General features: G+C 48.9%; 19 protein-coding genes and 1 pseudogene. 6 read left to right on the top strand and 14 right to left on the bottom strand.

Annotation, left to right across the window (positions count from 1 at the left end):
* Positions 1-11 precede the first annotated feature (11 nt).
* The 4 genes from glgA to glgB form a co-directional block, all read right to left on the bottom strand.
* Complete coding sequence (gene glgA / locus K7P76_RS06040) at positions 12-1,439, bottom strand: glycogen synthase GlgA (protein ID WP_232184257.1); 1,428 nt, start codon at positions 1,437-1,439, stop codon at positions 12-14.
* A 22-nt stretch (positions 1,440-1,461) separates the two neighbouring features.
* Positions 1,462-2,574: a glucose-1-phosphate adenylyltransferase subunit GlgD gene (glgD, locus tag K7P76_RS06045; protein ID WP_232184258.1), complete on the bottom strand. Its 1,113-nt coding sequence runs from the start codon at positions 2,572-2,574 to the stop codon at positions 1,462-1,464.
* A complete protein-coding gene (locus K7P76_RS06050; RefSeq protein ID WP_232184259.1) occupies positions 2,571-3,737 on the bottom strand; it encodes a glucose-1-phosphate adenylyltransferase in 1,167 nt (388 codons plus the stop codon). Before K7P76_RS06050 ends, glgD begins: the two co-directional genes overlap by 4 nt.
* A 102-nt stretch (positions 3,738-3,839) precedes the next feature.
* A complete protein-coding gene (glgB, locus tag K7P76_RS06055; protein ID WP_232184260.1) occupies positions 3,840-5,747 on the bottom strand; it encodes a 1,4-alpha-glucan branching protein GlgB in 1,908 nt (635 codons plus the stop codon).
* Positions 5,748-6,011: 264 nt separating this feature from the next.
* Here glgB and K7P76_RS06060 point away from each other — a divergent pair, with 264 nt between their 5' ends.
* Positions 6,012-7,130 carry an AI-2E family transporter gene (locus K7P76_RS06060; protein WP_232184261.1) on the top strand — a complete coding sequence of 373 codons (1,119 nt, stop codon included), beginning with the start codon at positions 6,012-6,014 and terminating at the stop codon, positions 7,128-7,130.
* Between the two features lie 112 nt (positions 7,131-7,242).
* Here K7P76_RS06060 and araA read toward each other — a convergent pair whose 3' ends face one another.
* From araA to K7P76_RS06075, 3 genes and pseudogenes are all read right to left on the bottom strand, one after another.
* A complete protein-coding gene (araA, locus tag K7P76_RS06065) occupies positions 7,243-8,727 on the bottom strand; it encodes an L-arabinose isomerase (RefSeq protein ID WP_232184262.1) in 1,485 nt (494 codons plus the stop codon).
* 615 nt (positions 8,728-9,342) lie between these two features.
* Positions 9,343-9,582, bottom strand: coding sequence for a DUF3892 domain-containing protein (locus tag K7P76_RS06070; RefSeq protein WP_232184263.1), 240 nt, complete (start codon positions 9,580-9,582; stop codon positions 9,343-9,345).
* Between the two features lie 376 nt (positions 9,583-9,958).
* Positions 9,959-11,745 (bottom strand): annotated as a pseudogene (locus K7P76_RS06075) (alpha-galactosidase).
* Between the two features lie 97 nt (positions 11,746-11,842).
* On the opposite strand from K7P76_RS06075, the gene K7P76_RS06080 reads away from it, so the two are divergent.
* Entirely contained in the window at positions 11,843-12,319 is a 477-nt protein-coding gene (locus K7P76_RS06080; RefSeq protein WP_232184264.1) for a helix-turn-helix transcriptional regulator, read from the top strand.
* Here K7P76_RS06080 and K7P76_RS06085 read toward each other — a convergent pair.
* From K7P76_RS06085 to K7P76_RS06105, 5 genes are all read right to left on the bottom strand, one after another.
* Positions 12,286-13,758 carry a glycoside hydrolase family 32 protein gene (locus K7P76_RS06085; RefSeq protein WP_232184265.1) on the bottom strand — a complete coding sequence of 491 codons (1,473 nt, stop codon included), beginning with the start codon at positions 13,756-13,758 and terminating at the stop codon, positions 12,286-12,288. The two genes, K7P76_RS06080 and K7P76_RS06085, sit on opposite strands and share 34 nt — an antisense overlap.
* A gap of 52 nt (positions 13,759-13,810) precedes the next feature.
* On the bottom strand, positions 13,811-14,671 hold the full coding sequence (locus K7P76_RS06090; RefSeq protein ID WP_232184266.1) for a carbohydrate ABC transporter permease: 861 nt from the start codon (positions 14,669-14,671) through the stop codon (positions 13,811-13,813).
* Positions 14,672-14,674: 3 nt separating this feature from the next.
* Positions 14,675-15,583 (bottom strand): carbohydrate ABC transporter permease, encoded by a 909-nt coding sequence (locus tag K7P76_RS06095; RefSeq protein WP_232184267.1) that lies wholly within the window; start codon positions 15,581-15,583, stop codon positions 14,675-14,677.
* Positions 15,584-15,711: 128 nt separating this feature from the next.
* Complete coding sequence (locus K7P76_RS06100) at positions 15,712-17,037, bottom strand: ABC transporter substrate-binding protein (RefSeq protein WP_232184268.1); 1,326 nt, start codon at positions 17,035-17,037, stop codon at positions 15,712-15,714.
* Positions 17,038-17,212: 175 nt separating this feature from the next.
* Positions 17,213-18,229, bottom strand: coding sequence for a LacI family DNA-binding transcriptional regulator (locus K7P76_RS06105; RefSeq protein WP_232184269.1), 1,017 nt, complete (start codon positions 18,227-18,229; stop codon positions 17,213-17,215).
* A 190-nt stretch (positions 18,230-18,419) separates the two neighbouring features.
* Between K7P76_RS06105 and K7P76_RS06110 the strand changes: the two genes are divergently transcribed.
* From K7P76_RS06110 to K7P76_RS06120, 3 genes are all read left to right on the top strand, one after another.
* Entirely contained in the window at positions 18,420-18,857 is a 438-nt protein-coding gene (locus K7P76_RS06110) for a MarR family winged helix-turn-helix transcriptional regulator (protein WP_232184270.1), read from the top strand.
* Between the two features lie 112 nt (positions 18,858-18,969).
* Positions 18,970-19,983, top strand: a complete 1,014-nt coding sequence (locus K7P76_RS06115) for an LLM class flavin-dependent oxidoreductase (RefSeq protein WP_232184271.1) — start codon at positions 18,970-18,972, stop codon at positions 19,981-19,983.
* A gap of 324 nt (positions 19,984-20,307) precedes the next feature.
* Entirely contained in the window at positions 20,308-21,615 is a 1,308-nt protein-coding gene (locus tag K7P76_RS06120) for a hypothetical protein (RefSeq protein ID WP_232184272.1), read from the top strand.
* 90 nt (positions 21,616-21,705) lie between these two features.
* On the opposite strand, the gene K7P76_RS06125 is transcribed toward K7P76_RS06120, so the two are convergent.
* Both K7P76_RS06125 and K7P76_RS06130 read right to left on the bottom strand, forming a co-directional pair.
* Positions 21,706-22,101, bottom strand: a complete 396-nt coding sequence (locus K7P76_RS06125) for a DUF6232 family protein (protein ID WP_232184273.1) — start codon at positions 22,099-22,101, stop codon at positions 21,706-21,708.
* A gap of 112 nt (positions 22,102-22,213) precedes the next feature.
* Complete coding sequence (locus K7P76_RS06130; protein ID WP_232184274.1) at positions 22,214-22,798, bottom strand: manganese efflux pump; 585 nt, start codon at positions 22,796-22,798, stop codon at positions 22,214-22,216.
* A 189-nt stretch (positions 22,799-22,987) separates the two neighbouring features.
* On the opposite strand from K7P76_RS06130, the gene mprF reads away from it, so the two are divergent.
* Entirely contained in the window at positions 22,988-25,615 is a 2,628-nt protein-coding gene (mprF, locus tag K7P76_RS06135) for a bifunctional lysylphosphatidylglycerol flippase/synthetase MprF (protein ID WP_232184275.1), read from the top strand.
* Positions 25,616-25,643: the final 28 nt, after the last annotated feature.

Below are 25,643 nucleotides of genomic sequence, written 5' to 3' on the forward strand. Positions count from 1 at the left end.
CCCACTCCTTCTTAGCTGACGAGTTCACGATATAGTTTGTAATATAGCCGGGCGGAAGATTCCCAGCCGTAATCCTTCTTGGCACCGTTAGCCACGATTTTGTCCCAATGTTCTTCCCTGCCGTAGAAGGATAAAGCACGCTTCAACGTAAACAACAAATCGTGCACCGTTGCGGGGCCGAATGTAAATCCGTTCCCTTCTCCGGTATATTCGTTATACGATTCCACGGTGTCGCGCAGTCCACCCGTTTCCCGAACGATCGGAACGGAGCGATAGCGAAGAGCGATCAACTGGCTTAAGCCGCAAGGTTCGAACCGCGACGGCATCAGATACATATCCGAAGCCGCGTAGACCCTGCGGGCTAAACCTTCGTTAAAGCCGAACCATAGCGCCATCTTGTCGCGGTTGCGCAACAACGTCTCCCGCAGCATCGCTTCAATTCCCGGATCGCCCGAGCCGAGAATAACGAGCTGAAGGCTCTCCTTCATCAAGGCGGGCAAAGCCTCACCGATCAGGTCGAAGCCTTTCTGTGCCGTAAGTCTGGAAACGATGCCGATCATCGGAACTTTTTCATCGATCGGCAGTCCTAGTTCCTGCTGCAGCGCGGTTTTGTTCTGCCGCTTCTTAGCCTGGGAATTCCGGTACGGCACAACCAAATGAGGATCGTTCATCGGATCGTACACTTCGGTATCGATTCCGTTGATAATGCCCCATAAGTCGTTCGCGCGTTGCCTGATGACGCCGTCCAGCTTCTCGCCGTAGGCTTCGGTCTGTATTTCATGGGCATAGGTGTTGCTAACCGTAGACAGCTTGTCCGCAAACCGAAGCCCCGCCTTCATGCAGCTTCCCGCTCCGTAAAATTCAAGGCTGTCCTCCGTAAACGAATCATCTCCGGTCGCAAGCAAATCCTGAAGCAGTTCGCGGGAATAAACGCCCTGATATTGCAGGTTATGAATGGTGAACACCGTGCGTATTTCCCGATATCCCGGGCGATTCGCGTATCGCGTTCGCAACAGAAAAGGAATTAAGCCGGTTTGCCAATCATGGCAATGAATGATATCAGGCATAAGGTCCAGCTTGTCCAGCATCTCGAGCACCGCAAAGCTAAAGAAAGCGAACCGCTCGGCTTCGTCCCCGTACCCGTACAAGTAACCTCTTTTGAAATAAAACTCATTGTCGATCAGCAGAAACCGGACGCCGTCGACGGTTACTTCCTGAACGCCGCAATATTGCCGGCGCCATCCGAGCTGAACTTCCATGACCGCCGCCGTAACGGCCCGGTCCGTTATCGCGCTTGGGATCTCCCCGTATTTAGGCAATACGACGGTGACATCTACGCCTCTCTTGGCGAGCGCTTTAGGAAGGGCGCCGACAACATCGGCCAGCCCTCCTGTCTTAACTAGCGGCATCGCTTCCGACGCCGCGAACAACACCCGCATGAGGTCAACTCCCAACTTCCGGTTATATGACTTTCCGCTTCAAGGCGATGAACGGCATTTCGCTCGAGCCTCTCAGCTGCTGCAAGGCACGGATTTCGACTTCCTTGTCCAGGATGCAATTTTCAAGCGAGCCACCTTCTCCGATAACGCCGTTCTGCATCACGATGCTATTGCGAACGACAGCCCCTTTGCCGACCTTAACGCCGCGGAACAAAATACTATTAAACACCGTGCCTTCGATATCGCATCCGTTAGCAATAAGGGAATGGGTAACATCGGCCCCGTTGCGGTAATGCGTCGGAGGCTCATCCTTAACTTTCGTATAGATAGAGCCCGGCTTGAAGAACAATTCCTTCCACACTTCAGGCTGCAGCAACTCCATGCTGTGGCGATAATACGCGGCGATGTTATTGACGACACCTAACACTCCGTCATGCATATAGGCATTCACTCGCAGTTGGTTCAACCGGGATAAAATCGTGTGGCGCACGAAATGATCGCGTCCTTGCGCCAAAGAAGTTTCCACCAAGTCCAGCAGCAAGTCCTTGCTCAGAACGTACATTTCCATCGATACAACATCGCTTTCGAGCCTTCCAAAGTGATCCTGCATCTCCACGATACGTCCCACTTCGTTGATTTTCACTTTGCGCGCGAGACCGGGCAACCCTTCGGGCGTTCTTTTGCAGACGACGGTAATATCTGCCCCCGTCTCCCGGTGCTGATCGAGAACTTGAACGAAATCGACGTTACAGACCATATGGCTGCGCGAGATAACGACATATTCAACCGGACTGCGCGCGAAATAATCGCGATTCCGGTAGAAGTGGTATAAATCTCCTTTGCCGAAATCCGTCTGGTCTTCCATCGAAGGGGGCAGCACGAACAAACCGCTTTGCTTGCGGTGCAAATCCCAATTGCTGCCGGAACCCAGATGATCCATAAGCGAACGGAATTTCGTATGCGCGAATACGGCAACCTTAGGAATTCCGGAATTGACCATGGAAGAAAGAGCAAAATCGATGAGTCGGTATCTTCCGCCGAACGGCACCGTGGCCAAGCAGCGGCCCGCCGTTAACGATCCCATCTCATCCGCTTCATGAATTAAGTTGATAACCCCCATCATTGGCAGCTTCATACCGGCTCCGCCTCCTTAAGCTCCGCTTCGAGGCGGATCGTTTCTCCGCTTCCGACAACTGCGATATCCTCCGCTTCAATGCTTCCTACCTCGCATCCGTCGCCGACAACCGCCCCCTCGCCAACGATCGCGCGAATGATCCGGACATCCTTGCCGATGGTGGCACCCGGCATAAGAATGGAATCCTCAACCAAGCTCCCTTCGCCAACGCGGGCACCATGGAACAACACCGAACGGTTCACTTGCCCTTCCACTACGCAGCCTTCATTAATAAGCGAGCCCTGAACTTTAGCTGTTGGCGCTATATATTGAGCCGGTTGGTTCGGACTTGCCGAGAAAATCCGCCAGGAACGATCATTTAATTGAAGGGAAGGCTTATCTTCGAGCAGATCCATGTTTGCTTCCCACAAACTATCAATCGTGCCTACATCCTTCCAATAACCGTCGAATCGATAGGAAAATAGACGAGCACCGTCCGCAAGCAACGTTGGAATAATATCCTTCCCGAAATCATTCGAGGATTGGCGCTCCGCCTCATCCCGAATCAAAGCCTCTTTGAGCACCGGCCAGGAAAACATATAAACACCCATAGATGCTAGATTGCTATTCGGCTTTTTCGGTTTTTCCGCGAACTCGACGACCCGATCGTCTTCGTCCACGCTCAGGATGCCAAATCGGCTCGCTTCCGCCCAAGGGACGCTAATGACCGCCAATGTCGCGTCCGCGCGGTTCTTTTTATGGGCATCCAAGAGAAGGTCGTAGTTCATTTTGTAAATGTGATCACCGGAAATAATGAGGACGTATTCCGGGTCATACCGTTCGATGAATCCTAGATTTTGATAAATGGCATTGGCCGTGCCTTTGTACCAAGAACCGCCCTTCTGACGGACGTACGGAGGAAGCACATGCATTCCGCCCTCCCGGCGGTCCAACCCCCACGGCGTACCGATTCCTAAATGCTGGGTCAATTCAAGCGGCTGGTATTGCGTAAGCACTCCGACGGTCTCGATGCCGGAATGGACGCAGTTGCTTAAGGTGAAGTCGATAATGCGGTATTTTCCCCCGAAGTGAACGGCCGGTTTAGCTAAATCTTTAGTCAGAACGCCCAAACGACGGCCTTCCCCGCCGGCTAATAACATGGCGATACACTCATTCTTGCGCATGAACCTCACTCCTCCCCAAGTAAAACGGCTCCGCCGACCGAAGGGCGACGGTACGCGTTTGTTCAAGTTAGATGCCGAAAGCTTAATATACCCTATGACTGATCAAGCTGTTTCTGACTTCCATAGCTGAAAGGATAACGCGGGAACGGGAACTTCAATACTATAAGGCTTTCCATGAAACGGGGTGGGTTGCGAGGCTACGCGGGACGGGAACGAATATCCGCCTCCCCCGTATTCCGCTTCGTCGCTATTCAGAATAAGCCGATAATGGCCTTGGTTCGAAACTCCGATTCGATAGATCGAATGGGTCTCCCTCGAGAAATTGCAAACCGAGACGGTAGAAGATTCAGCGGATTTGCCGTTTCGTTGAAAAGAGAGCATGCATTGCGGCGCGTTATTCACGTCGATCCATTCAAACCCGCCCTGCTCATGGTCCCTCTCCCATAACTCGCCATTGTTCAAGTAAATATGGTTTAACGCTCTAACGTAACGTTGCATGCTGTCGTGCAGCGGGAATTGCAGCAAGCTCCAATCCAGGCCGGCGTAATCTTTCCATTCGTCGAATTGCCCGAATTCTCCGCCCATGAAGAGCAGCTTCTTGCCGGGATGAGTCATCCAATACCCATAGAACAAACGAAGGTTTGCAAACTTCTCTTCATAGGTGCCGGGCATTTTATTAAGCATGGAACGTTTACCGTGAACAACTTCATCGTGCGAGAGAGGTAATACGTAATTTTCGGAGAATGCATAATGTAGAGAAAACGTAATAAGAGAATGGTAGGATGAGCGATGGCTTGGGTCGGTCTCCATGTATCGGAGCATATCGTTCATCCAACCCATATTCCATTTGTAATTGAATCCGAGTCCTCCAAGGTAGGTGGGCGATGTGACTGCTGGATAAGAGGAAGAATCTTCTGCCATCATGAGGCTTTCAGGGTAATGAAGGAATACCGTTTCATTCAGCTTGCGCAGGAAGGCGAGCGCCTCGATGTCCTCCGTACCGCCGTAACGATTTTCCGTTCGCATGGACTCGGGCTTGTCGAAGTTCAAATCGAGCATACTGGCAACCGCATCCACACGCAAACCGTCAATATGGTAAACGTCGAGCCAGAACAAAGCATTGGAGAGGAGGAAACTTAGCACTTGCGGCTTGCCGAAGTCGAAAGCAAGAGTGCCCCAGAGCGGTTTCTCCGCTCGTCTATAATCGGAATTCTCGTAAAGCGGGGACCCGTCGAATAACCTAAGGCCGTGATCGTCTTTGCAGAAATGGCCGCACACCCAATCGAGCAGCACGCCGATTCCTTGCTGGTGACAGCGATCTATGAGCTTCTTAAGTCCTTCAGCCGGGCCGTAACGGCTAGTCGCCGCATAATAACCCGTTGTCTGATAGCCCCATGAGCGATCAAGCGGATGCTCGGTGATTGGCATTACTTCGATATGGGTATAACCCATAGAACATACATAGTCGACAAGCTCTTGCGCCAATTGTTCGTAGCTGCGCAATTGCTCAGGTGCGTCCATCCGCCATGAAGCGAGATGAACCTCGTAAATAAGCATCGGCTTCTCGTAGGGGGGATGTTTTCTTCTATTGTCTATCCAGTCCCGATCCTGCCAATCATAATGATTGAGCGAGGCAACGACGGAAGCCGTATTCGGGCGGAGCTCGCTTTGGAAACCGAAAGGATCGGATTTAAGCAGACGCTCTCCGCCGGCGTTCACGATCTCATACTTGTAGCGGTCACCTTCATTCAGGTCGGGACTGAACCCAACCCATACGCCTGTAGTCCCTACTTGCGCCAAATTCACGGGACGGCTAGCGCTGCTCCAGCCATTGAAATCGCCAACGACGGATACTTCACGGGCCGAGGGTGCCCATAGAACGAAACGGACGCCCCGACAGCCTTCGTATTCCATTGGATGTGCCCCGAAAGTGCGATAGGCGCGGAATAGCTGCCCGGTATTGAACAAGTACAGGTCGTCGGATGAAACCAGAACCGGCGAAGCCTGCATGCGAAGTCACCTCCCGACGGATAGGGCTTGCTGACAAGCGCTGACATTTGTACGTTTCGTGTTAACTACGTTAACTATCTGTTAATATTCCTAACAAATTACACGAAACTTACATTTATTATAGCGAAAATTATGAAAAGTTTCACCTCATTTTCAAAAAAGTCGTAAGAAAGTTCGCGGCGCTATCCTCCACGATCTCCTAAGCCTATGCAGATGGATCGATGGCTATTCCAAATTTCAATTTAAGGGAGAGGGCTAACTACTATGCCGCAAGGAAAATGGTTTCGCATCGGTTACGGATTAATCGTTATCCTGCTTATCGCTTTTCTAGCCTCGAAGGTTGACTATCTGTTTGATCCGATAGGCTCAATGCTCGCCGCGTTATTCGTACCTATCGTGATTTCGGGATTGTTCTATTACATGTTCCGTCCGCCCGTTCGGCTGCTCGCGAAGCGGCTTCCGCTTTCCTTGTCTATCGTTATTGTCTACTTATCCGTACTCGGCCTCATTTTGCTGTTTTCCTGGTTGATCTGGCCGCCTATCCGCGATCAGTCGCTTACGCTTGTGCAGAATTTCCCGGATATCGTCGAATCCGTCAAACAGTGGTTAATCTCGGTCCAGAAACACCAATGGGTGCAAAATATTAGCAAAGACGATACTTTCTCTACCGGAAATCTTTCGTCTCAGCTATCTACAATGCTAGGGGATTTACTGAACTCGGTAGTCGGAAGCGTGCGAAGCGTATTCAATATCGCGATGAATTTTTTCTTGCTGCTCGGGCTCGTTCCGTTCATCATCTATTACATGCTTAGTGAAGGCCACAAATTCCCTGCTCTCGTGCTGAAGTTTATTCCCGATCGTTGGCACAACGAAGTACTGCCTACTTTGAAGGAAATCGACACGTCTATCGGTTCCTTCATTATGAGCAAAGTCATTACATCGCTCATAATCGGAACGCTCACTTTCTGCGGTTATTTGATTATCGACCTTCCTTATCCGTTGCTTCTTGGACTCGTAGCCGCGATAACTAACGTTATCCCCTACTTGGGTCCGTTGTTTGCAGCCGTCCCTACCGTTATCGTTGCTCTAACCATATCTCCAATAACGGTTCTGCAGGTATGCGCGATAATCGTCATTTCCAATCAGATCGAAGCGAACTTGATAGCACCGAAAATCATGGGCAAGCAGCTAAATGTCCACCCTCTTACCATCATGCTGCTTGTCATCGGCGTGGGAGCGATCATCGGGCCGCTCGGCATGGTTATCGTTGTTCCTACTTACGCCATCCTCAAGATAATCGTGATCCGCGTGTATAATTTCAATAAGAACAACAGAATTAATAAGGAGCCGAATCTGCTCCCTCCGCCCCCTCGGGCGAAATGACAACCAAGACCGGCAGTGGATAGCCGTATAATAAATACCCCGTCCTCAGAGTGAGTGAGACGGGGTATTTATCCGTTATCCGATTATACATCATTAACATTATGATGAATGTTTACTTCCAAGCAATCTGACTCCAACGCAGCTCGTTGCGGAATTGAACCGGATTCGTATTGCTGTCGATCACGACGCACTCTATGCCGACGATTTCGGCGAAGTCGAGCATTTGTTCCGTCGTAACGGCGAACGAATATACGGTATGGTGAGCTCCTCCGGCTAAAATCCACGCTTCGGCTCCTTGCTGCAACGACGGTTTCGGCTTCCACAACACGCGAGCGACAGGAAGGTTCGGCATGGCTCTATCTACTTTTAGGCCATCTACTTCATTGACGATCATCCGGAAGCGATTGCCTATGTCGACGATAGAAATGTTAATGGCGGCTCCGCCTTTACCGTCGAAAACGATACGTGCCGGATCTGATTTGCCTCCGATTCCGAGCGGATGAACTTCAATGCGCGGTTTGGATGCCGCTAAGGTTGGGCATATCTCCAACATGTGCGCACCAAGAACCAACTCGTTGCCAGGCTCGAAATGGTACGTATAATCTTCCATGAAGGAAGTGTCTACGCCGCCGGCGATTATTTTTACGAGGCGGGTAAGCGCGGCGGTTTTCCAGTCGCCTTCCCCAGCGAAACCGTATCCTTGCTCCATGAGGCGCTGAACGGCTAGACCCGGCAACTGCTCCAATCCGTGCAAGTCCTCGAACGTCGTCGTGAAAGCGGTAAAACCGCCTTCTTCCAAGAACGATTTGAGCCCAAGCTCGATACGCGCTTGGTAAGCGATCGCATCGCGAATTGGCCCCGGCGTGCGACCCGCTTCTACAATGTCATATTGCTCGGCATACTCCCTCAGAAGTTGATTTACCGCTTCTTGAGGTATTGCACGCATGCGCTCTACGAGATCGCCTACGCCGAAACCGTTCACAGCCCAGCCGAATTTAATTTGTGCTTCGACTTTATCGCCTTCAGTAACGGCAACCTGTCGCATGTTGTCTCCGAAACGAGCAACTTTAAGCTGTCGGCTTTCCGCGTATGCTGCCGCTGTACGAACCCAACCACCGATTCTCCCCCGCACTTGAGCATCCTTCCAATGGCCGACGACGACTTTGCGGGCGATGCCCATCCGTGCACCGATAAAGCCGAATTCGCGATCGCCATGAGCAGCTTGGTTCGTGTTCATGAAATCCATATCGATCGTATCCCAAGGGATATCGCGGTTATACTGCGTATGGAAATGAAGCAACGGCTTGCGTAATTCGGATAGTCCGGCAATCCACATTTTAGCCGGCGAGAACGTATGCATCCATGTGATAATTCCCGCGCAAGTTTCGTCCGAATTCGCCTCGATGCATATTTTACGGATTTCCTCGGGCGTCTTGACGACCGGCTTGAATACGATTGGAAACGGAATACTTGCATCTTCCGCCAATCCCTTGGCTATTTCTTGGGAGTGGGCTGCGACCTCTTCCAAAGTCTCCGGGCCGTAGAGATGCTGGCTGCCTGTTATAAACCAGAATACGTATGGCTTCAATTGCAACATAAGGAAATCCTCCTGATAAAATATTGTCTAGATCGTTCAACTTGTACGTACATCATTCAAGTCTTAGTTTATAGCTAATTATGAGTAATTACAACAATTTATTTTGTTAAAAATGCAAAATACACATTCATGGTTTATCTATAAACACATGTTGTACATACGAGTTTTCTAATGAAAAAGGAACATGGAATTAGCCTGGTTTTTCGAGTAACTCACCCCCTATAACCCATCCACGCACGAATTAGCCGGATTCTTCGAGTAACTCACCTCCTAAAACCCATCCACGCACGAATTAGCCGGATTCTTCGAGTAACTCACCCCCTAAAACCCATCCACGCACGAATTAGCCGGATTCTTCGAGTAACTCACCCCCTAAAACCCATCCACGCACGAATTAGCCGGATTCTTCGAGTAACTCACCTCCTAAAACCCATCCACGCACGAATTAGCCGGATTCTTCGAGTAACTCCTCGCCTATAACCCCTCCCGCGCAAGAATTAGTCGATTTCGAACAACTCTCCGCCGAAAACCCTGCCGATGACGCAAAAAAAGTAATCTGGTTTTCATTTTTCGTCACGCAAAGAAACCGCCTTTCGGCGGTTCTTGGGTTGCCTTCTAGAATGTTGGCAGCTGATCTAAATTGTTGTCCGTGCGTCCATCCGCGTCAGACCTCAGATGCTCATCGCCGTCGCGACCCTTAAAAACGTTAACATTCTCGATTTGGTCATTTTTGGCCATCTGCTGGGCTTCTTTGTACCCAACGACCTGACCGGACGACAACTGCAGTTCCACGATGTCGCCATCGCCGTTCTTACGTACGGCGACTATTTGCTGCTTTCCGCTTTCCTGATCCATTTCGACCACCTCCATTACATAGTCTTTGAAAAAACGAAACTATTTATGCAAAAGAGAAGGTTTGATACAGCATGCGATACGCGGAGGCAATTTTGTGACCTTCATGACATGGAGATGCAATACACTCGAAGAGCGTAGGCACTTTTTTGGCCTTCGCAATGCGGAATCTCCATCCCACCGAAGAGCGAGGGCACTTTTTTGGCCTTCACAGCGCGGGATCCCCATCCCACCGAGGCGTGAGGGTACTTTATTGGCCTTCGCAATGCGGAATCTCCATCCCACCGAGGCGCGAGGGCACTTTATTGGCCTTCACAGCGCGGAGAATGCAAACAGCCCCCGACTTATTGAAAAGTTGAGGGGTTGCACGATTCATAACTCACACGCGGATAAAGCGCCACACAAAGCTCTGATAATCGCCTTGGAGGCGAGGGACGGGAAGTCCGGCGTACATAAGTTGATCGCCAGCGTATATAACTCCGCTGCCGGCAAGACGATACTTCGCTCCCGCGTCAAGTCCCTTGAACTTCAGCCAATCGAGCGGTGCAGCAGGTTCAGCCAGCACTCGGAAGTACGCAGCGAATGCCTCAGAGCCATCCTCGGCGACCATCATCCATCCGGTATCGTTTCCTTCGAACGGGCTGCGAAGCCGGAAGAAATCGCCGAATTGCACGAGATGGCGGATTTCTTTGTATTGCTCGATCTGAAGCTTTACTTCCGCTTTTTCCTCCTCCGACATTTGGGTCAAATCCAACTCATAGCCGAAGTTGCCCGACATCGCGACATTACCGCGGGTTGATAACGAAGTCATGCGATGCACCTGATGATTGGGCACGGCGGACACGTGGGCACCCATCGTGCTAATCGGATACACCATGCTTGTGCCGTATTGTATCCGCAATCTGCTGACGGCGTCGGAGTTGTCGCTTGTCCATGTCTGAGGCATGTAATAGAGCATGCCCGGGTCAAACCGACCGCCGCCGCCTGAACAGCTCTCGAACAGAATGTTAGGAAACTCGGAAGTGATCGTCTCCAACACCCGGTACAATCCGATCATATAGCGATGAGCGGTCTCGCGTTGCCGTTCGGGCGCTAATAACGCTGAGCCGATTTCCGTCATATTGCGGTTCATGTCCCACTTCACGTAGGTAATCGGTGCGGATCGAAGCACAGAACTAACCGACTCGATCAAATAATCGCATACGTCCTCGCGCGATAAATCGAGTATGAGCTGTTTGCGGCCCTCGGTTCTCCGACGATCCGGAACGTGCAGACACCAGTCCGGATGAGCCCGGTACAAGTCGCTATCCGGAGATACCATCTCCGGCTCGAACCACAGTCCGAACTGCATATCCAAGCCGTTCACGCGCGACGCCAAATCAGCCAACCCGCCAGGCAATTTACGATAATCCACTTTCCAGTCGCCTAACGAGGAATCGTCGTTATCCCGTTTTCCAAACCACCCGTCATCCAGCACGAATAGTTCGATGCCGAGCTCTTGTCCGACTTTGGCGATACTCTCGATTTTATCCGCGTTGAATTGAAAATAAGTCGCTTCCCAGTTGTTCACGAGCACCGGTCTCATCTTGTCCCTGTAGATGCCGCGGCATAACCGACTCCGGTATAGACGATGGTAGATTCGCGACATTCCGCCCAGCCAAAATTCACCAGTTTTACGGATCTCACGATGGCGTCATGTTCAGCGAAAGCAGTATAGGAAAGCACGACGCGAAGTCCCGTTTTCCCATCCTCTAGCGTAAGCTCCAGCGTCTCCGCTTCCTCCGCCTTCTCGGCATACGTGGATGGCAAGCCTTCAAGCCCCGGTTTCCCTTGTACGATCCGATGCCCCACGTAAGCAAGTTCCGTAATCGTTGATCCGTCCGCTAATTGAACCTGATAAGCAGGATGGCGGAAATCGCTCGTTCCGTATGCCGGATATTCCTGGGGAAGCGTATCGAAGGAAACGGAACGATCGTCCGGATACGGGTTAGGCGAGAAGGATGCTCTCTCCTGATAGTCCAACATGCCGTCCCAAGGAGCGTCAGCGACTTTACGCCCCCAATAGGCATGCACGGGAACACCGCTCTTATTCAACTGAATGATATAGCTCGTATTCGGAGTCTGTAGATGAAATAATCGATTTTCTGAATGATATCGGATACTCATTTGATGCCTCCTAAAAATTTTCTCACGATCAGTTTAATCGATAATTCCTTTCAGCACAAAAGAATAAGCGTACGTTCTGTTCGCGTGTAAAATATATATGAAAAACATTTATGCCGTTGCGATAACAGGACGCCCGTTCGTCGGCATGGAATGCTCGAAGCTTCTATACGCCTTTCTTCTCGATCTTATGAGAAACGTATGGACTAGCGCACCCTCGGCGACGCACAGCTACTTGAAGCTTCACCCGGTTATCCAATTTATCGAAGCTAATTGCCATCGCGCCATTACTATCGACGAGATGGCGAGTTGTATCGGCGTAAGCGCCCAGTATCTCTGTCATCTATTTAAAATAACGCTGAAGATGCGGCCGATGGAGTACGTGAATCGGGAGCGGATTAATAGAAGCAAAGAGTGGATGTTCCTCGAGCCTAGCTTGAGGATGCAGGAAATTGCCTCGCGGACCGGTTTCGATAACGCGAGTTATTTTAGTTCGGTATTTAAGAAGGTAGAGAGAATGAGTCCGGAGCAATTCAAAAAGTTTCATCGAGCCATTTCCCAAAAATCCAAGCTTTGAACGACAGCAGTACCTCCAACGGAAAACAACTCGATCCCCGTACTGGCCGGATCGGGGAAAATAAAGCCGGACATCACGGCGTCGCCTTCGTTAATGAATAATTCCAATGTAGACCGATCAAGGAACAATTGCAGCTTCAACGTCCTATCCCGATCCGCTTCGACCGCGCATTCTCTCACTCCTTTGTCCCCTTCGCCGGAATGGGTTCGATCGATCGAGACGCTTCCGGTTTCGGCATCATAGCTGACGACCGTTTTCTCACGTCCATCCTTCGACCTACGTACATGCAAACCGAATTGCTTCGCATCCGTTCTGTGCAGATCAAATACGACGATCATCTCGATACAATCTCCCGAAATTCCCCGGAACGCATGACGGCGATGATCCGTAATGAAGTATTCTTCAACCTTCAGATGATTTGTCCGCAGCAATTTCATCTCATCCACAGGCTGTATTTGCAGCCTGTTTCCGCCTGTATATTTCAATTCCCTTGGGAGGGTCATGCAGCCGGCCCAGCTTTTGTCCAAACTCTTGCCGTTCATCGGCATCCAACCGAATAAGATCCGCCGGCCCCGATCGTCCGTCATCGTCTGCGGCGCATAAAAGTTGAATCCATAATCCAAGCGCCGAAAAGCTCCATGACGGAAAACCCCTTTGTCGTAATCGAGTTCTCCGATACTATAACCGGATAAACTTTCCCCTCCCACGCCCTCCGGCGAATAAAGCAGCACGTCCTTTCCTCCGAGCGGGAAAAGATCCGGGCACTCGTGCATGTGGCCAAGCGTGCCGTCGCTCTCGGTCAATACGCCAAGAAACTGCCATTGTATCAAATCTGCGGAATGATAAAGTACGACTTTTCCCCGTCCGTGTTTTTTCGTGCCGAGCACCATGTACCAAGCATCCCCGCGCTTCCAAACCTTCGGGTCGCGGAAATGATTGGTCTGACCGATCGATTCGGGCGGAGCCGCGATTACGGGATTTTGTTCGATTTTGTCAAAGTTGATTCCGTCTGAAGAGACGGCGACGCACTGCTGCTGTATCAAATCGTCGGGCAAGCCTTTCGCAGACGTGAACCGATTAGCCGTGTAAAACAAATACAAGCGGCCCTCATGCTCTACGGCGCTCCCGGAAAAACAACCATCGCGGTCATATTCTTCACTGGGCGCCAAAGCCATCGGCAGGTGCTCCCAATGAATAAGATCCTTGCTTTTCATATGCGCCCAATGAATGGATCCCCACTCGACTCCATAAGGATTATGCTGATAAAACAGGTGATACTCCCCTTGATAATAAATCAAGCCGTTCGGATCGTTCATCCAAAAGACCGGCGCGCTTGCGTGATAGGTTACACGATGCGGATCTTCCATTACGAATCCGACGGCTTCTTCCACCGAAGCTCCGGCAATGTTCAGTGCTTCTTGATGAGATAATCGATTCATTTGCAGACACCTTTTCTTTAGCTATATTTTGGATTAAAGGAAATGACCGACATTACCCTTTTACGCCAGTGCTGGCAATGGAGCGGATGAATTGCTTTTGAAACAACAAAAACAGCAGAAGAATCGGCAATGTCGCCATCGTGGCAAATGCAAAAATGTCCCCCCAATTGTTACGGTTGATCGTAAACAGCGCCTGCATCGCGAGGGGAAGCGGACGTACATCTTCACCGCGGGTAACGAGCACCGGCCACATGATGTCTCCCCAACGGCCCAACGCGTTGAAAATAATGACGGATGCAAAGACCGGCTTGGACAAAGGGAGTATGATTCTTCTATAAATTCCAAAATAACTGCTCCCGTCGATAATCGCCGCCTCCATGATTTCTTTGGGAAGCTCCTTGAAAAATTGATAAAACAAAAAGATGAAAAAGGGTTCCGCGACAAACGGGATGATCTGAACCGCATAAGTGTCGATGAGTCCCATTTTATTTACAAGCAGAAGCAACGGTATGGATAGCGTTTCGCCCGGAACGATAATAAGCGCAATCATGGCCGGCAATAAAATGTGTTTGGCTTTAAACTCCAGTTTGGCCAGCGCGTAAGCAAACATGCTATTGAAGCAAATACCGACAACAATTGTGGATACCGTGATAATGACCGAGTTCGTGAAAAATTTGAAGAAATTCATGCGTTGAAATACGTTTACATAGTTCTCAAATCCCATCGGTCCGTTCGGCAAAAAAGCTTGGATGCTGCTCATATCTTTAATGATTTGTATTTCATCTTCCTTAAACGAAGACAGAATCATTAATACGATCGGAGAAATGAAAATCAAAAAGAAAAAAATCAATAAAACGTAATGATAAACGTTCTGCCTTATTTTTTTGACCTTTAATCTGCCTATCCGTTTCATTTATTATCCCTCCCGGTTCACTTTCGTCAGCTTCATTTGGACAATGGAGATGAGCAGCACGATAAGGAAGAACAGCACTCCGATGGCGGAGGAGTATCCGATCTTCATTTTGGTGAACCCTTCGGAATACAGTAGATAAACGAGAGTCAATGTTGAATCCTGCGGTCCGCCATTCGTTAATACAAGAACTTGAGTAAACAATTTGAAGGCGAATATCGTCGTTGTAATCATAATAAAAACGGATGTATTTCTTAATTGCGGAAGGGTGACATAAAAAAATTGCTGTATTTTGCTCGCCCCATCCAACCCGCTCGCTTCGTACAAATCTTTCGAGATATACTGCAAGCCCGCCAAAAAAATAATCATTTGAAAACCGACGCCCTGCCAAATGGAAAACATCATAATGGCGTACAGTGAAGAATGTTTGTCAAACAACCAGGCTTTCGGTTCAAAAGCGCCGAAGGTAATATGACTGAGAAAGGAATTGATGAATCCTTCCGGACCAGGAGCCAGCAGCAGCGACCAAATAATCGATACGACAACCATCGTTATGACGACGGGGCTGAAAAAAACGGTCCGGAAGAAGTAAATGAACCGGAGTTTCGAATTGATCAGCAAAGCTAGAAGCAAGGCGAGCGTCGTCTGAACCGGGACGACAACCAAAGCGAATTTCAAAGTATTCATTAAAGCAATGAAAAAATCGTTCTGCTCGAGAATTCTCCGATAATTTTCCAAGCCGAGAAACTTCGTAGATAGATGCGGAGGCATGATCAGCATACGGTTCGTAAACGAAAAGTACACGGACATCAATAACGGTACGATCATAAACAAGAGTAAAATGATCAGAGCCGGAGCACTCATGAACCATGCTGTCATTTCCTGCCTTAAATATTTGTTGGTTTTGGTACGCATTCGAACCACCTCTTCATCGGATCCCGTTTCGGGAACATTCTGCTCGTTGGCAAACATAAGGAGTTGTCGACCCGTCGCCTTAAGGATGACCGGTCAACAACTCCATTGCTCCGCTACCGGATGTTTACTTACTTATTGTTGTAACCCGCATCGTTGATGCTTTGATCAATCGCTTTAGCTGCTTTGTCCAGCATTCCTTTTACGTCCGCGCCGTTCACGATGTCCATGGCGGCTTGGCCGATCTCTTTTTGGAATACGGAGAAAGCGGGAGTGACGGGACGTACGATGCCATTCCCCTTCTCCAATTGCTCACGATACAAATACAGTCTGCCGCCCTCCTGATAATCAGGAATCTCGTTCAAGACGGAAATCCTCGCGGGAACCGCACCGTTCGCGGCACTGACGTTCTTGATATTCTCCGGTGACATGAAGTGGCTAAGCACTTCCCAAGCCTGTTGATCGACGCCTTTTTCTTTAGCGCTGGCGGTAATGGTCCAGCCCAAGCTTCCGATGCCGGTGAAGACGCCTTTGCCGAAATTAGGGAACGGAACAAGAATGGCGTCATCCCCCAATTCTTTTTTATGCGTAGGCTCCATCCAATGTCCGACCAATGACAGCGCGGACACTTTCTTGCCGAAGAAATCGTCATCGTTCGTTTGCGTCGGATTGACATAACCTTTATCAATCAATGTTCGCAAATATTGAAACGCTTCGACGGTTTGCGGACCGTTTAACGTTCCTTCGGACAATTTCGTGTCGGCGTTCATATAGTTTCCACCAAAACCGGCAACCCACGGCAGGTAGGAATAAATCCAGTATCCGGCACCATAGTTGATTTTCAAATCCAGCGGAAATTTTATTTCCGGGATCGCCTTCAACTTTGCAAGCGCATCATCGAATTCCGTTTTCGACCAAGCATCGTCTATCCCTTTGGGAATTCTGACTTTTGCTTGTTCTAGCATTTTTTTATTCGCCCAGAAGCTTAAACCGCTGTCGAATTGTCCAAGCAAATAGAGCTTACCATCCGAATACGTTCCCTGCTTGATCAGAGATGGCAGAAGATCCTTCTTCAAATCGTCTGGCAAGTACGTGTCCAAAGGCGCAAGGAACCCTTGATAAGCCATGTAAGACATTTCCGTTCCGTCGAGATAAAGAAGATCCGGAAGTCCTTTCGAGAGTCCCGCGGCATGAACTTGATCATGATAAGTATCGCCCGGGAAAGTCGTTTGCTTGATTACCAGCTTCTCTTGGCTTTTATTGAAGGAATCAACAAGTTCATTGAAGTATTTGTCTTCTTCTGGAGAGCCTATAGTCCTCCACATGGTCACTTCCACTTTTTTACCGCTGCCTTGAACCGCTTCCTTGCTGGCGGTTTCGCCGTTTTTGGAAGAGCCGCATGCAGCCAACGTAAACACTAGAACAAGACTAAGGATCATCAATACATTTTTTCTCAAATTCATTACCCCCTGAAAATAGTTGATTAGATTTTTGCATCAATTCGGAAATGATTCATTTCAGCAGACGGGATCGTTATCTAACCACCTCCAACTTATAATCTGGTAAATTATATCAGGAAAACCTTTTCCCAATTAATCAAAAAAAGAGGAATTCCGCTTGACGAAGCTCCTTTTAATTCCTTTCGCTTACACTGTTTCGAATCGAAAGCGACGGCATCAACAGGATATCGCCGACTACCTCATCCGGTTGCCGATTTAACAGCTTCAGCAGTTGTTTGCCCGATTGGAATCCCGACTCCACATAATCTACATTTACGGTCGTTAGAGACGGTCTGAGCAACGAGGAAACCTCAATGTCGTCAAATCCGATGACCGAACAATCTTCAGGTATAGAATATCCATTATCGTAAAGATAATTCATAGCACCGATTGCAATGCGGTCGGTGGCCGCGAATATTGCCGTTGGCTTGACAGACAGCTCCATTAGTTTTTTCGCGGCGTCATATCCGCTGCTTGTTTTGAAAGAGTCTGCAACGACAACGCTCTGTCTGGAGATCGGCAATTGCCATTCCTTCATCGCTTTCTTGAAGCCTTCCAACCGGTTCACCCCGACCGCAATGTCAAATAATGGAGCTGAAATATACCCGATTTTTTTGTGCCCTTTATTTAACAAATAGGTTGTTGCCATATGGGAGCCTGCGACGTTCTCGATATTCACGAAAGGAATTCCGGAATCCCGGAATTGCTGGCCGGATACAATGATTGGCATCCGGGTTTTCTGGAAAAAGTGTTTATGGTTTTTCGAATAGCTGACACCGGACAAGATAATGCCGTCAATTTGCTTATCTTCAAACAATTGCAGGTACTTCAATTCGGTTTCTTCTTTTCCATTGGTTATTCCTAGAAACAGACTGTAGCCATTCGGTTCTAAAACGCTTTCAAGACCGTTTACAAAACGAGAAAAAATCTCGTTGGATATATCGGGTATCATAACACCAACAACGTTCGTTCTTTTACTGATCAAACCTCTCGCCAACGCGTTTGGTCTGAAATCGGTAGCTTCGATAACCTTCATCACTTTTTCCCGCGTTTCCGGATTGACCCGTTTCGTCCCATTCAGGACCCTGGAAACGGTAGCAATCGATACGCCGGCCAATCGGGCAACATCTTTAATGTTAAATTCCTGCATTAATCTAACCTACCATCATCGGAAATTAATAACGGGAAAACGTTTACATTGATAATTTAGCATGGCCTATATTTGATGTCAATAGTAAGATTTCATTTTGTAAGATGTCATTTCTACCGTTCGTTCGATTGACACTTGATCTTCTATTGGTTAGGATTAAGTCAATAAATTGACTTTTGGAGTAATCGTTGTGGATAACCAAGACCAGCTTCACGGCAGTATCGTCGTTAATATTTTCCGCTGCTCGAACCTGCTTGAGCGGATTGGCCGCAAGCTCGTTTCCGAGGCGGGACTTACGAGCGTGCATCAGTGGTTTATTCTATCGGCTTTGTCCAACGGCGACCTTTCCTTGAAGCAATTAGGGAAAAACACGCTCGTGACGAAGCAAAATATGACCGGAATGATCGAACGCCTGAAGCAAGGCCAGTACGTAACGACTTACGAGGCGCAAGGCGACCGCCGGGTTACTCTGGTAAGCCTTACGGACAAAGGGAAACAAGCGTTGCATCATCTCGATAGTTGCGGCATTGCCAACAACGAAGCTTCGTTCGAGCATATTAAACTGGAGGAGCTCTCTTCCTTCAACAAATGCCTGAAGCAATTGATCGAGAATATGGACGACAAGTAACACGCGCATGCAAATGGAGTTGCAGGTTTCTTATGCCTATATGGTCAATATATTGACCATAATTTACAGAATGGCACGAACGCAGCTGCACAATTAGGGAGGTATTTATCGCATGAACTCATCCAACTCCGTAACTTTATCCATCCTTGATCTCGCATCGATTACCGAAGGCAGCACGCCTGCCGTCTCTTTCCACAATACGCTAGATCTTGCCCGCCATGCCGAAAAATGGGGTTATCACCGCTTCTGGGTTGCGGAGCATCATAATATGCCGGGTATAGCTAGCTCGGCAACTTCCGTCGTCATTGGATATATAGCCGCCGGAACGTCGACCATTAGGGTCGGCTCCGGCGGCATTATGCTGCCGAACCATGCCCCGCTCGTTATCGCGGAGCAATTCGGCACGCTTGAATCGTTATATCCCGGCAGGATAGATTTGGGATTAGGCAGAGCTCCCGGATCCGACCAAGCCGCTTCGCGCGTGTTACGCCGAGGGTTAGGAACCGGCGGCGAGGACTTCCCCGAGCTCTTAAGCGAGCTTCGGTCTTATTTCAACCCTGCCGCCGGAACCGTAAACAATGCCGTTCGGGCCATTCCCGGCGAAGGCCAGAACATCCCGATATGGCTGCTCGGCTCCAGCGGATTCAGCGCGCAATTGGCCGGTCAATTGGGATTGCCCTTTGCTTTCGCTAGCCATTTCGCCCCCGACTATTTATTGCCTGCCTTACAGTTATACCGCAGCAACTTCAAACCATCCGAAGTATTGGAAAAGCCGTATGTCATGGTTGGAGTGAGCGCCATTGCCGCCGATACGGAGCAGGCTGCCAAGCGATGGGCGACTTCCCAGCAGCAAACGTTTCTAAATCTCATCCGCGGCCGTTTCGGTCAGCTCCCCCCGCCGGTCGACAGCATGGATGAACTATGGTCGCCTCACGAGGAAGCCGCCGTGCGCAAGCAGTTCAGCTATTCCGTCGTCGGCAACAAGGAGCAAGTAAGCAACCGACTTCAAACCATTGTCGATGAGACCGGCGCCGACGAACTCATCATCGCTTCAATGGTTTACGACCATCAAGCTCGTTTAAGATCTTACGAGATTATGGCTGAAATCACACCAGAGCTACGCTAACCAATAACGCGATGCTTATCGTCAATACAGCAATGTCAGCAGGGCGTATCCGGTATTCACTTATCGGAGTACGCCCTTCTTCCCCCCGATATCCGCGCGACTCCATCGCGATCGCTAAATCCTTCGACGAATAAAAAAACCGAAGATACTTAGCGCTTACGCTAAATATCTCCGGTTCGTCCGGTAGATATCATACTTATCCGATTGGTTTTTATTAATATAGCACAAAAACAGACCGTGTCAATGGATTGACAGCGAATTGCGAGGGTGGTATGATCGTCACTATTATTCATAGTATTTCCATAGGATATTGGAGGATTAAACATGAAAAATCATTTACAGCTAGGCACCAAATTGCTTCTCGCGTCCGCCATTTTATTGTCTACTACCGCTGTAGGCTCCAACTCGCTGGCTACAGCATCCGGCGTTCCTGCTTCCACTGTCAGCTTAGCATCTTCAGCCATCGCTAAGGAATACGCCCTTTTCCTCAAGGAAAAATACAAAGTCATCCTTCAAGAGAAGGTTACGCGAGGGCAATATGCTTCAGCTATTGTGGCCGTTCTCGGAACAAATCCCTCCATTGCCGCCGTCTCCGCATCGGCCAAAGCATCCGAGCGTCTTAGCGCGATTGAGGCCGTGCAACTTGCATTGAATGCATCGGGTCTCGAAGAACTCGCCTATACATACCCGAAAGTCAAAGTTCAGAAAACTCTCGCCTCGTTAAAGTTAAATTGGAAGGCGAACGCTTACGGCTCCAAAGTCGCACAACAGCTAGCCGCCGCCGTTGATACCGGACTTCTGACCGCCGATTATTATGGTTTAATCAAGAACAATTCCGCTGCATCTTCCTCGCTAACAACCGTATTATTAGGTAAAGTCCTGGAGGCTAAAGGCGAATATAAGCACTACATCGGTTATTCTTCGGATTCCGATATCTTCAGCAAACTAAACGATGCCTACAGCACATCCGATATCATTAAAGCTCCCGAGCTGCAGAAAATCGTGGACGAAGCGCTTAAGCAAAATCTCGTAACCGGCTATAACCTGAAGGACAGCCGCTTCGACGCCAACTTCATTGACTCCTTGTCGCTTACTTACGGTCACTCGGACCTGAAGCACGCGCTCCAGCTCATCGGTCTTCTCCGCAGCGAAGGGATCAAAGCCAAAGTCCAATTCGAGCCTAAAACTTCCGCCTTCATCTACTTGAAGGAGTGGGGAGATCCCGGCGTGTCCGACCTGTATGAAGTCGTTCAGATCGAGAACGGGAACTATATCGAATATGCCAAAGAGTACGATATCGCCTTTGAGTTCGGTACGGCGTCGGACAAAGCTAGGTTCGATCAAATCGTACTGCAATATGCCAAGAAGAACGAAGACAAGCAACCCGGGCTCATCTATGGCTCATGGTGGCAGCCGCTGTACTACTCCTTGACGGAACTTAATAACTACAAGAAAATATCCAACAACAAAATCGAAAAAGGCCATTATTACGCCCAGTCCTTCTCCTTGAAGGAGCAATCGGCGACGGTTACGTCCGGATTCAAAAAACTCGATCCGACGGTAAAGGTTATCAACTATGATTTCTGGGTAGATGGACCGTTCTTTAATTACTTAAATGGCGAATCCAAATAAGCAATAGAACGCTCAAAACCTCCAACTTCGCCATCGCGGTGAGATTGGAGGTTTTTTTGTTTCATTTTTATGTATTGTCTAGCTTTACAACTAGCTTCTCGACCTCGCCTCCACCATCGAACGGCTAAAGGCATTGGCAAGTCCTTCGAGGTAGTTGTAGTCCGTCACTCCGATCATTTCCTTCTCGCCCGAAGAGAACACCAGCATGAGTTTGTGTACGGGTTTAACGAAGATATAAATTAAGATCGAGGCGATCAAGCCAAGAAAACCAAGCAGCGTTACGAGCGAATGAAACTGAAAATCCCAGACGAATCCGGAGGCAATCAGCAGCAATTCGATAACGAGCAACGTATACGGAACCTGCCTTTTGGATTTAATTAATTTTATCGAACACAAGTGTTGAATGGCGAACCGAGTATTGCCGCTAATGAACAGTTCCTTCGTTATCGTAAAATTATTATCTTTGTAGATAGGCTGATTGTCCATTCGACTTCCTCCTCAAAGATGGGTTCAACTTGTTATTTCGACATTCGAATGGAAATACCTACTTCATCTTCTGATCGGAGTTAAAAATGGGGGGGTCGGCCAATAAAAATCCCTATACAAAGGTTTCATAGCAACCGATAGCGATCAGCAAAATGCTTCCAAACCATTCAGAATACCGCCCCATCCAACTATTCGCCATTTTTAATCCGATACGAAAACCCAAGCCTACAGTAATTAGAGAGAAGATGCCGACTGACAAAGCTGTGTACACCGGAGAGACTCCGCTGGCGCCGGCCCCGAAACCGGTAGCGATGCAATTAAGCGCCAGCGCCAAACCTAAAGAGATGGATTCTCGCCAAGAGATGACGTGATTTCGGTCTTTATCAGCTCTTTCTGGATTCCGCGCAGAACGGCGGCTGTTCTGGCCTTCCCGCGATCTTAAACTGGACAAAATTCCCCATCCACCCATCATGATGATTATGATGCCGCCAATTAAGTTCGACCTATCGGGAGGGAGTATCCTTGATATTAAAATTCCTGCCGACATCGCGATATACGTCGCAATCATTGAAAGCAGCGCGATGACCAAGTTCGACATGATCGTCACCCTCGTTGACCGTGCGCCGAACGCCAACCCGATTCCTAAATTATCCACGTTCGAGGCGATTCCAATAGCCAAGATGGAAAACCAATGCATTGCTATTACCTCCGATATTTGTTAAGTCCTTTACCTTATGCACAAAGAGCCCAGATGGCACGAAAAAAAAGCAACCGTACACAAGCGCGTGAACGTAATAGGTCAGACTATTTTCTAACATGCTTGTTCCTTGATAAATCATACTGATTTGCTATATTGAGATATATAGTACGCGAAAGAAGGGTTAGTTTGAACGATTTCGCAGCACGCATCTTCGAACGCGGGAAAAAAAACGTCAAGTTTGTTTTACCCGTCCTGATTTTATTATTTCTATTCTGGCAGACGCATCAATTCCTGCAGGAAATCAAACCCGGCATCGCGCTGCATATTATGGGCCGTTTGAAATTCAGGGACCATCTGTTGCTGCTCGCCGTCAGTCTTTGTGCCGTCGCGGTCATGACTGCATACGACTTTTTGCTGCTGAGATGGAATCAGATGAAATTGCCTCTTCTCACGCTCTGGAAAATCAGTTGGATCGCTAATACATTCAACAATGCAATGGGTTTCGCCGGTTTCACCGGAGCGGGCTTGCGTCTGATGATGTATCGTAAAAGAGGATTGCAAACCGCCGGCCTGCTTAAATCGGTGTTGTATCTGACTCTGTCCATGATGACCGGGTTGTCTTTTCTGGGAATCCTTCTTTTAGCCGGCGTGTGGTCCGATCACGGTATGCTGAAAAATCATTTATGGATGACAATCGTCGCTATCGCTTTTTCCGTTTATATCGTTGTATTTCTCTTGCTTCCACGAATGCCAAAGTTGAAAAATGCGATCGGTTTGGAGAGTGAAACCGATTCCCGTTGGACTGTTGCCGTTGGGACCGTCTTCACTTCGATCATCGAATGGCTGGCAGCCTCTTTTACTTTCTGGGTGGTTGTACATACGCTCCATATTCACCTCGATTTCAGAGAAACGACAGGCATCTTTGTCATAGCCGCAATGGCGGGAATCGCTAGCTTCGTCCCAGGGGGCCTCGGATCCTTCGACGTAATCGCCCTGCTAGGCATGCAATACTTCGACGTAATGCCTGGCCGTGCGTTCGCTGCTATTCTGCTGTTCCGGGTGTTCTATTACTTTATCCCATGGACGATCGGCCTTGTACTTGCGACATCGGAGTGGATGCCGAATCGGGAAGTGCGGGATACCGCCACCCAGCAAATACTTAAGCCCGCTGTCAAGCGTTGGCACGCCTTCTGGCATTGGCCCGATCAGGCGGTCATTCTGAGAGATATCGGCAATTGGGCGCTTTCGGCACTCGTTTTTATAAGCGGGCTGCTCTTGCTCTTATCGGCGGCAACGCCGGGAGAATGGCACCGAATGCAGCTTCTAGAGCAATATGTGACCCCGGTGACGATGAGATTTTCCCACCAGGTCACTGTTCTTGTCGGCCTTCTGATGCTCATCGTCTCGGAAGGAATCTGGTTGCAAGTGAAGCGGGCATACTATGCGACGCTTGTTCTTTTAATAGCTGGCTCTATTTTTTCACTCCTGAAAGGTTTTGACTATGAAGAGACCCTTTTTTTCGGAATCGTTTTCCTTCTCTTATGGATATCCAAAAGCCGGTTTCATCGCCAACAAGCCGTGTATCCACTCAGGAAAATGATGCTCTGGACAGCAGTTATGCTTCTCGTAACCGTACTCTATTTGTCGGTCAGCAACTTGACCAACAATGGTCCGAAGTGGTGGTTTCCCGCAAAGTTGCAAGACCGCTATTTATTAAGGGATCAAGAGCTTGTCCGTGAAGCCCTTTTTGCACTTCTGGCAAGCTGGATGGGCTTGACGGCAAGATGGCTGCTTCGTCCTCAGCTTCCTTCCAGTCCGCTGCCGGAAAGCCGGCAATTCGCCAAGCTTCAACATTTTCTGCAGACGAATAGCGGGAATTATTTGACTCATCTCCATTTTCTTGGGGACAAAAGCTTCTTCTGGACGACGGATGAGAAAGCGATGTTGGCATATGGCCAAATTGGCAAATCGTTGATCGCCCTCGGCGATCCGATTGGGGATCCTGCTTCCATCCGGCTTGCCGTCCGGCAGTTTCGGGAATTCGCAGATCAACATGCGGCGGTTGCCGCCTTCTATCAAGTAAAAGCCGAGTTTTTGCCGATGTACCACGAATTCGGATTCCGTTTCTTCAAGCTGGGAGAGGAAGCAGTCGTCATGCTGGATCAATTTCATATGAGCGGCCGCAGAAAAGCAGACTTGCGAGCGGTTAGCAACCGATATGAACGGAAAGGCTACGTTTTTGAAATCGTCCTGCCCCCTTTCACTCCACTGCTGATGATGGAAATGAAGGAAGTATCGGATGAATGGCTCAAGGAACGCAATGAAAAAAGTTTCTCTCTCGGAGCGTTCCAAGAGATCTATTTAGAGTTGGCACCGGTCGCGCTGCTGCGAGATCGGGAAGGACGGCTTACCGCATTCGCGAGTTTGATGCCTACCTATGAAGGCAAAAAATCCATTTCCATCGACTTAATGCGTTACCGAATGGGCCTGCCTAACGGAATTATGGACATGATGTTCGTGCATCTCTTGCAATGGGCCAAATCAGAAGGATACGAACGATTTAACTTGGGGATGGCACCTCTATCCAGTGTTGGAGAATCGGTCTATTCCCATCGTGGGGAACGGATGGCACGTTGGATCTTTTTGAAAGGCGATCATTTCTATCGTTTTCAGGGAATTCGCCAATTCAAGGAAAAATTTGATCCGGTCTGGGAACAAAGATACTTGGCCTATCCGAAAAACGCTTCCTTCTCCAAATTAGCGTTTCAAGTGACAAGACTTATTGCAAGAAGAATATCCTCTCTGAAAAGATAGAATCAAGTGTTTATCCTATAACAAAAAG

The organism is Cohnella silvisoli (assembly GCF_021190915.1).
Classification (GTDB): Bacteria; Bacillota; Bacilli; order Paenibacillales; family Paenibacillaceae; genus Cohnella; species Cohnella silvisoli.

What these genes read in the sequence shown, in the direction of transcription:
- K7P76_RS06050 (WP_232184259.1), bottom strand. Translation starts at nt 3,737, where the DNA reads ATGCGCAAGAATGAGTGTATCGCCATGTTATTAGCCGGCGGGGAAGGC.
- K7P76_RS06105 (WP_232184269.1), bottom strand. Translation starts at nt 18,229, where the DNA reads ATGCAGGAATTTAACATTAAAGATGTTGCCCGATTGGCCGGCGTATCG.
- K7P76_RS06115 (WP_232184271.1), top strand. Translation starts at nt 18,970, where the DNA reads ATGAACTCATCCAACTCCGTAACTTTATCCATCCTTGATCTCGCATCG.
- K7P76_RS06120 (WP_232184272.1), top strand. Translation starts at nt 20,308, where the DNA reads ATGAAAAATCATTTACAGCTAGGCACCAAATTGCTTCTCGCGTCCGCC.
- K7P76_RS06085 (WP_232184265.1), bottom strand. Translation starts at nt 13,758, where the DNA reads ATGAATCGATTATCTCATCAAGAAGCACTGAACATTGCCGGAGCTTCG.
- K7P76_RS06095 (WP_232184267.1), bottom strand. Translation starts at nt 15,583, where the DNA reads ATGCGTACCAAAACCAACAAATATTTAAGGCAGGAAATGACAGCATGG.
- K7P76_RS06090 (WP_232184266.1), bottom strand. Translation starts at nt 14,671, where the DNA reads ATGAAACGGATAGGCAGATTAAAGGTCAAAAAAATAAGGCAGAACGTT.
- glgD (WP_232184258.1), bottom strand. Translation starts at nt 2,574, where the DNA reads ATGAAGCTGCCAATGATGGGGGTTATCAACTTAATTCATGAAGCGGAT.
- K7P76_RS06080 (WP_232184264.1), top strand. Translation starts at nt 11,843, where the DNA reads ATGAAAAACATTTATGCCGTTGCGATAACAGGACGCCCGTTCGTCGGC.
- K7P76_RS06130 (WP_232184274.1), bottom strand. Translation starts at nt 22,798, where the DNA reads ATGCATTGGTTTTCCATCTTGGCTATTGGAATCGCCTCGAACGTGGAT.
- araA (WP_232184262.1), bottom strand. Translation starts at nt 8,727, where the DNA reads ATGTTGCAATTGAAGCCATACGTATTCTGGTTTATAACAGGCAGCCAG.
- K7P76_RS06060 (WP_232184261.1), top strand. Translation starts at nt 6,012, where the DNA reads ATGCCGCAAGGAAAATGGTTTCGCATCGGTTACGGATTAATCGTTATC.
- glgA (WP_232184257.1), bottom strand. Translation starts at nt 1,439, where the DNA reads ATGCGGGTGTTGTTCGCGGCGTCGGAAGCGATGCCGCTAGTTAAGACA.
- K7P76_RS06070 (WP_232184263.1), bottom strand. Translation starts at nt 9,582, where the DNA reads ATGGATCAGGAAAGCGGAAAGCAGCAAATAGTCGCCGTACGTAAGAAC.
- K7P76_RS06125 (WP_232184273.1), bottom strand. Translation starts at nt 22,101, where the DNA reads ATGGACAATCAGCCTATCTACAAAGATAATAATTTTACGATAACGAAG.
- glgB (WP_232184260.1), bottom strand. Translation starts at nt 5,747, where the DNA reads ATGCAGGCTTCGCCGGTTCTGGTTTCATCCGACGACCTGTACTTGTTC.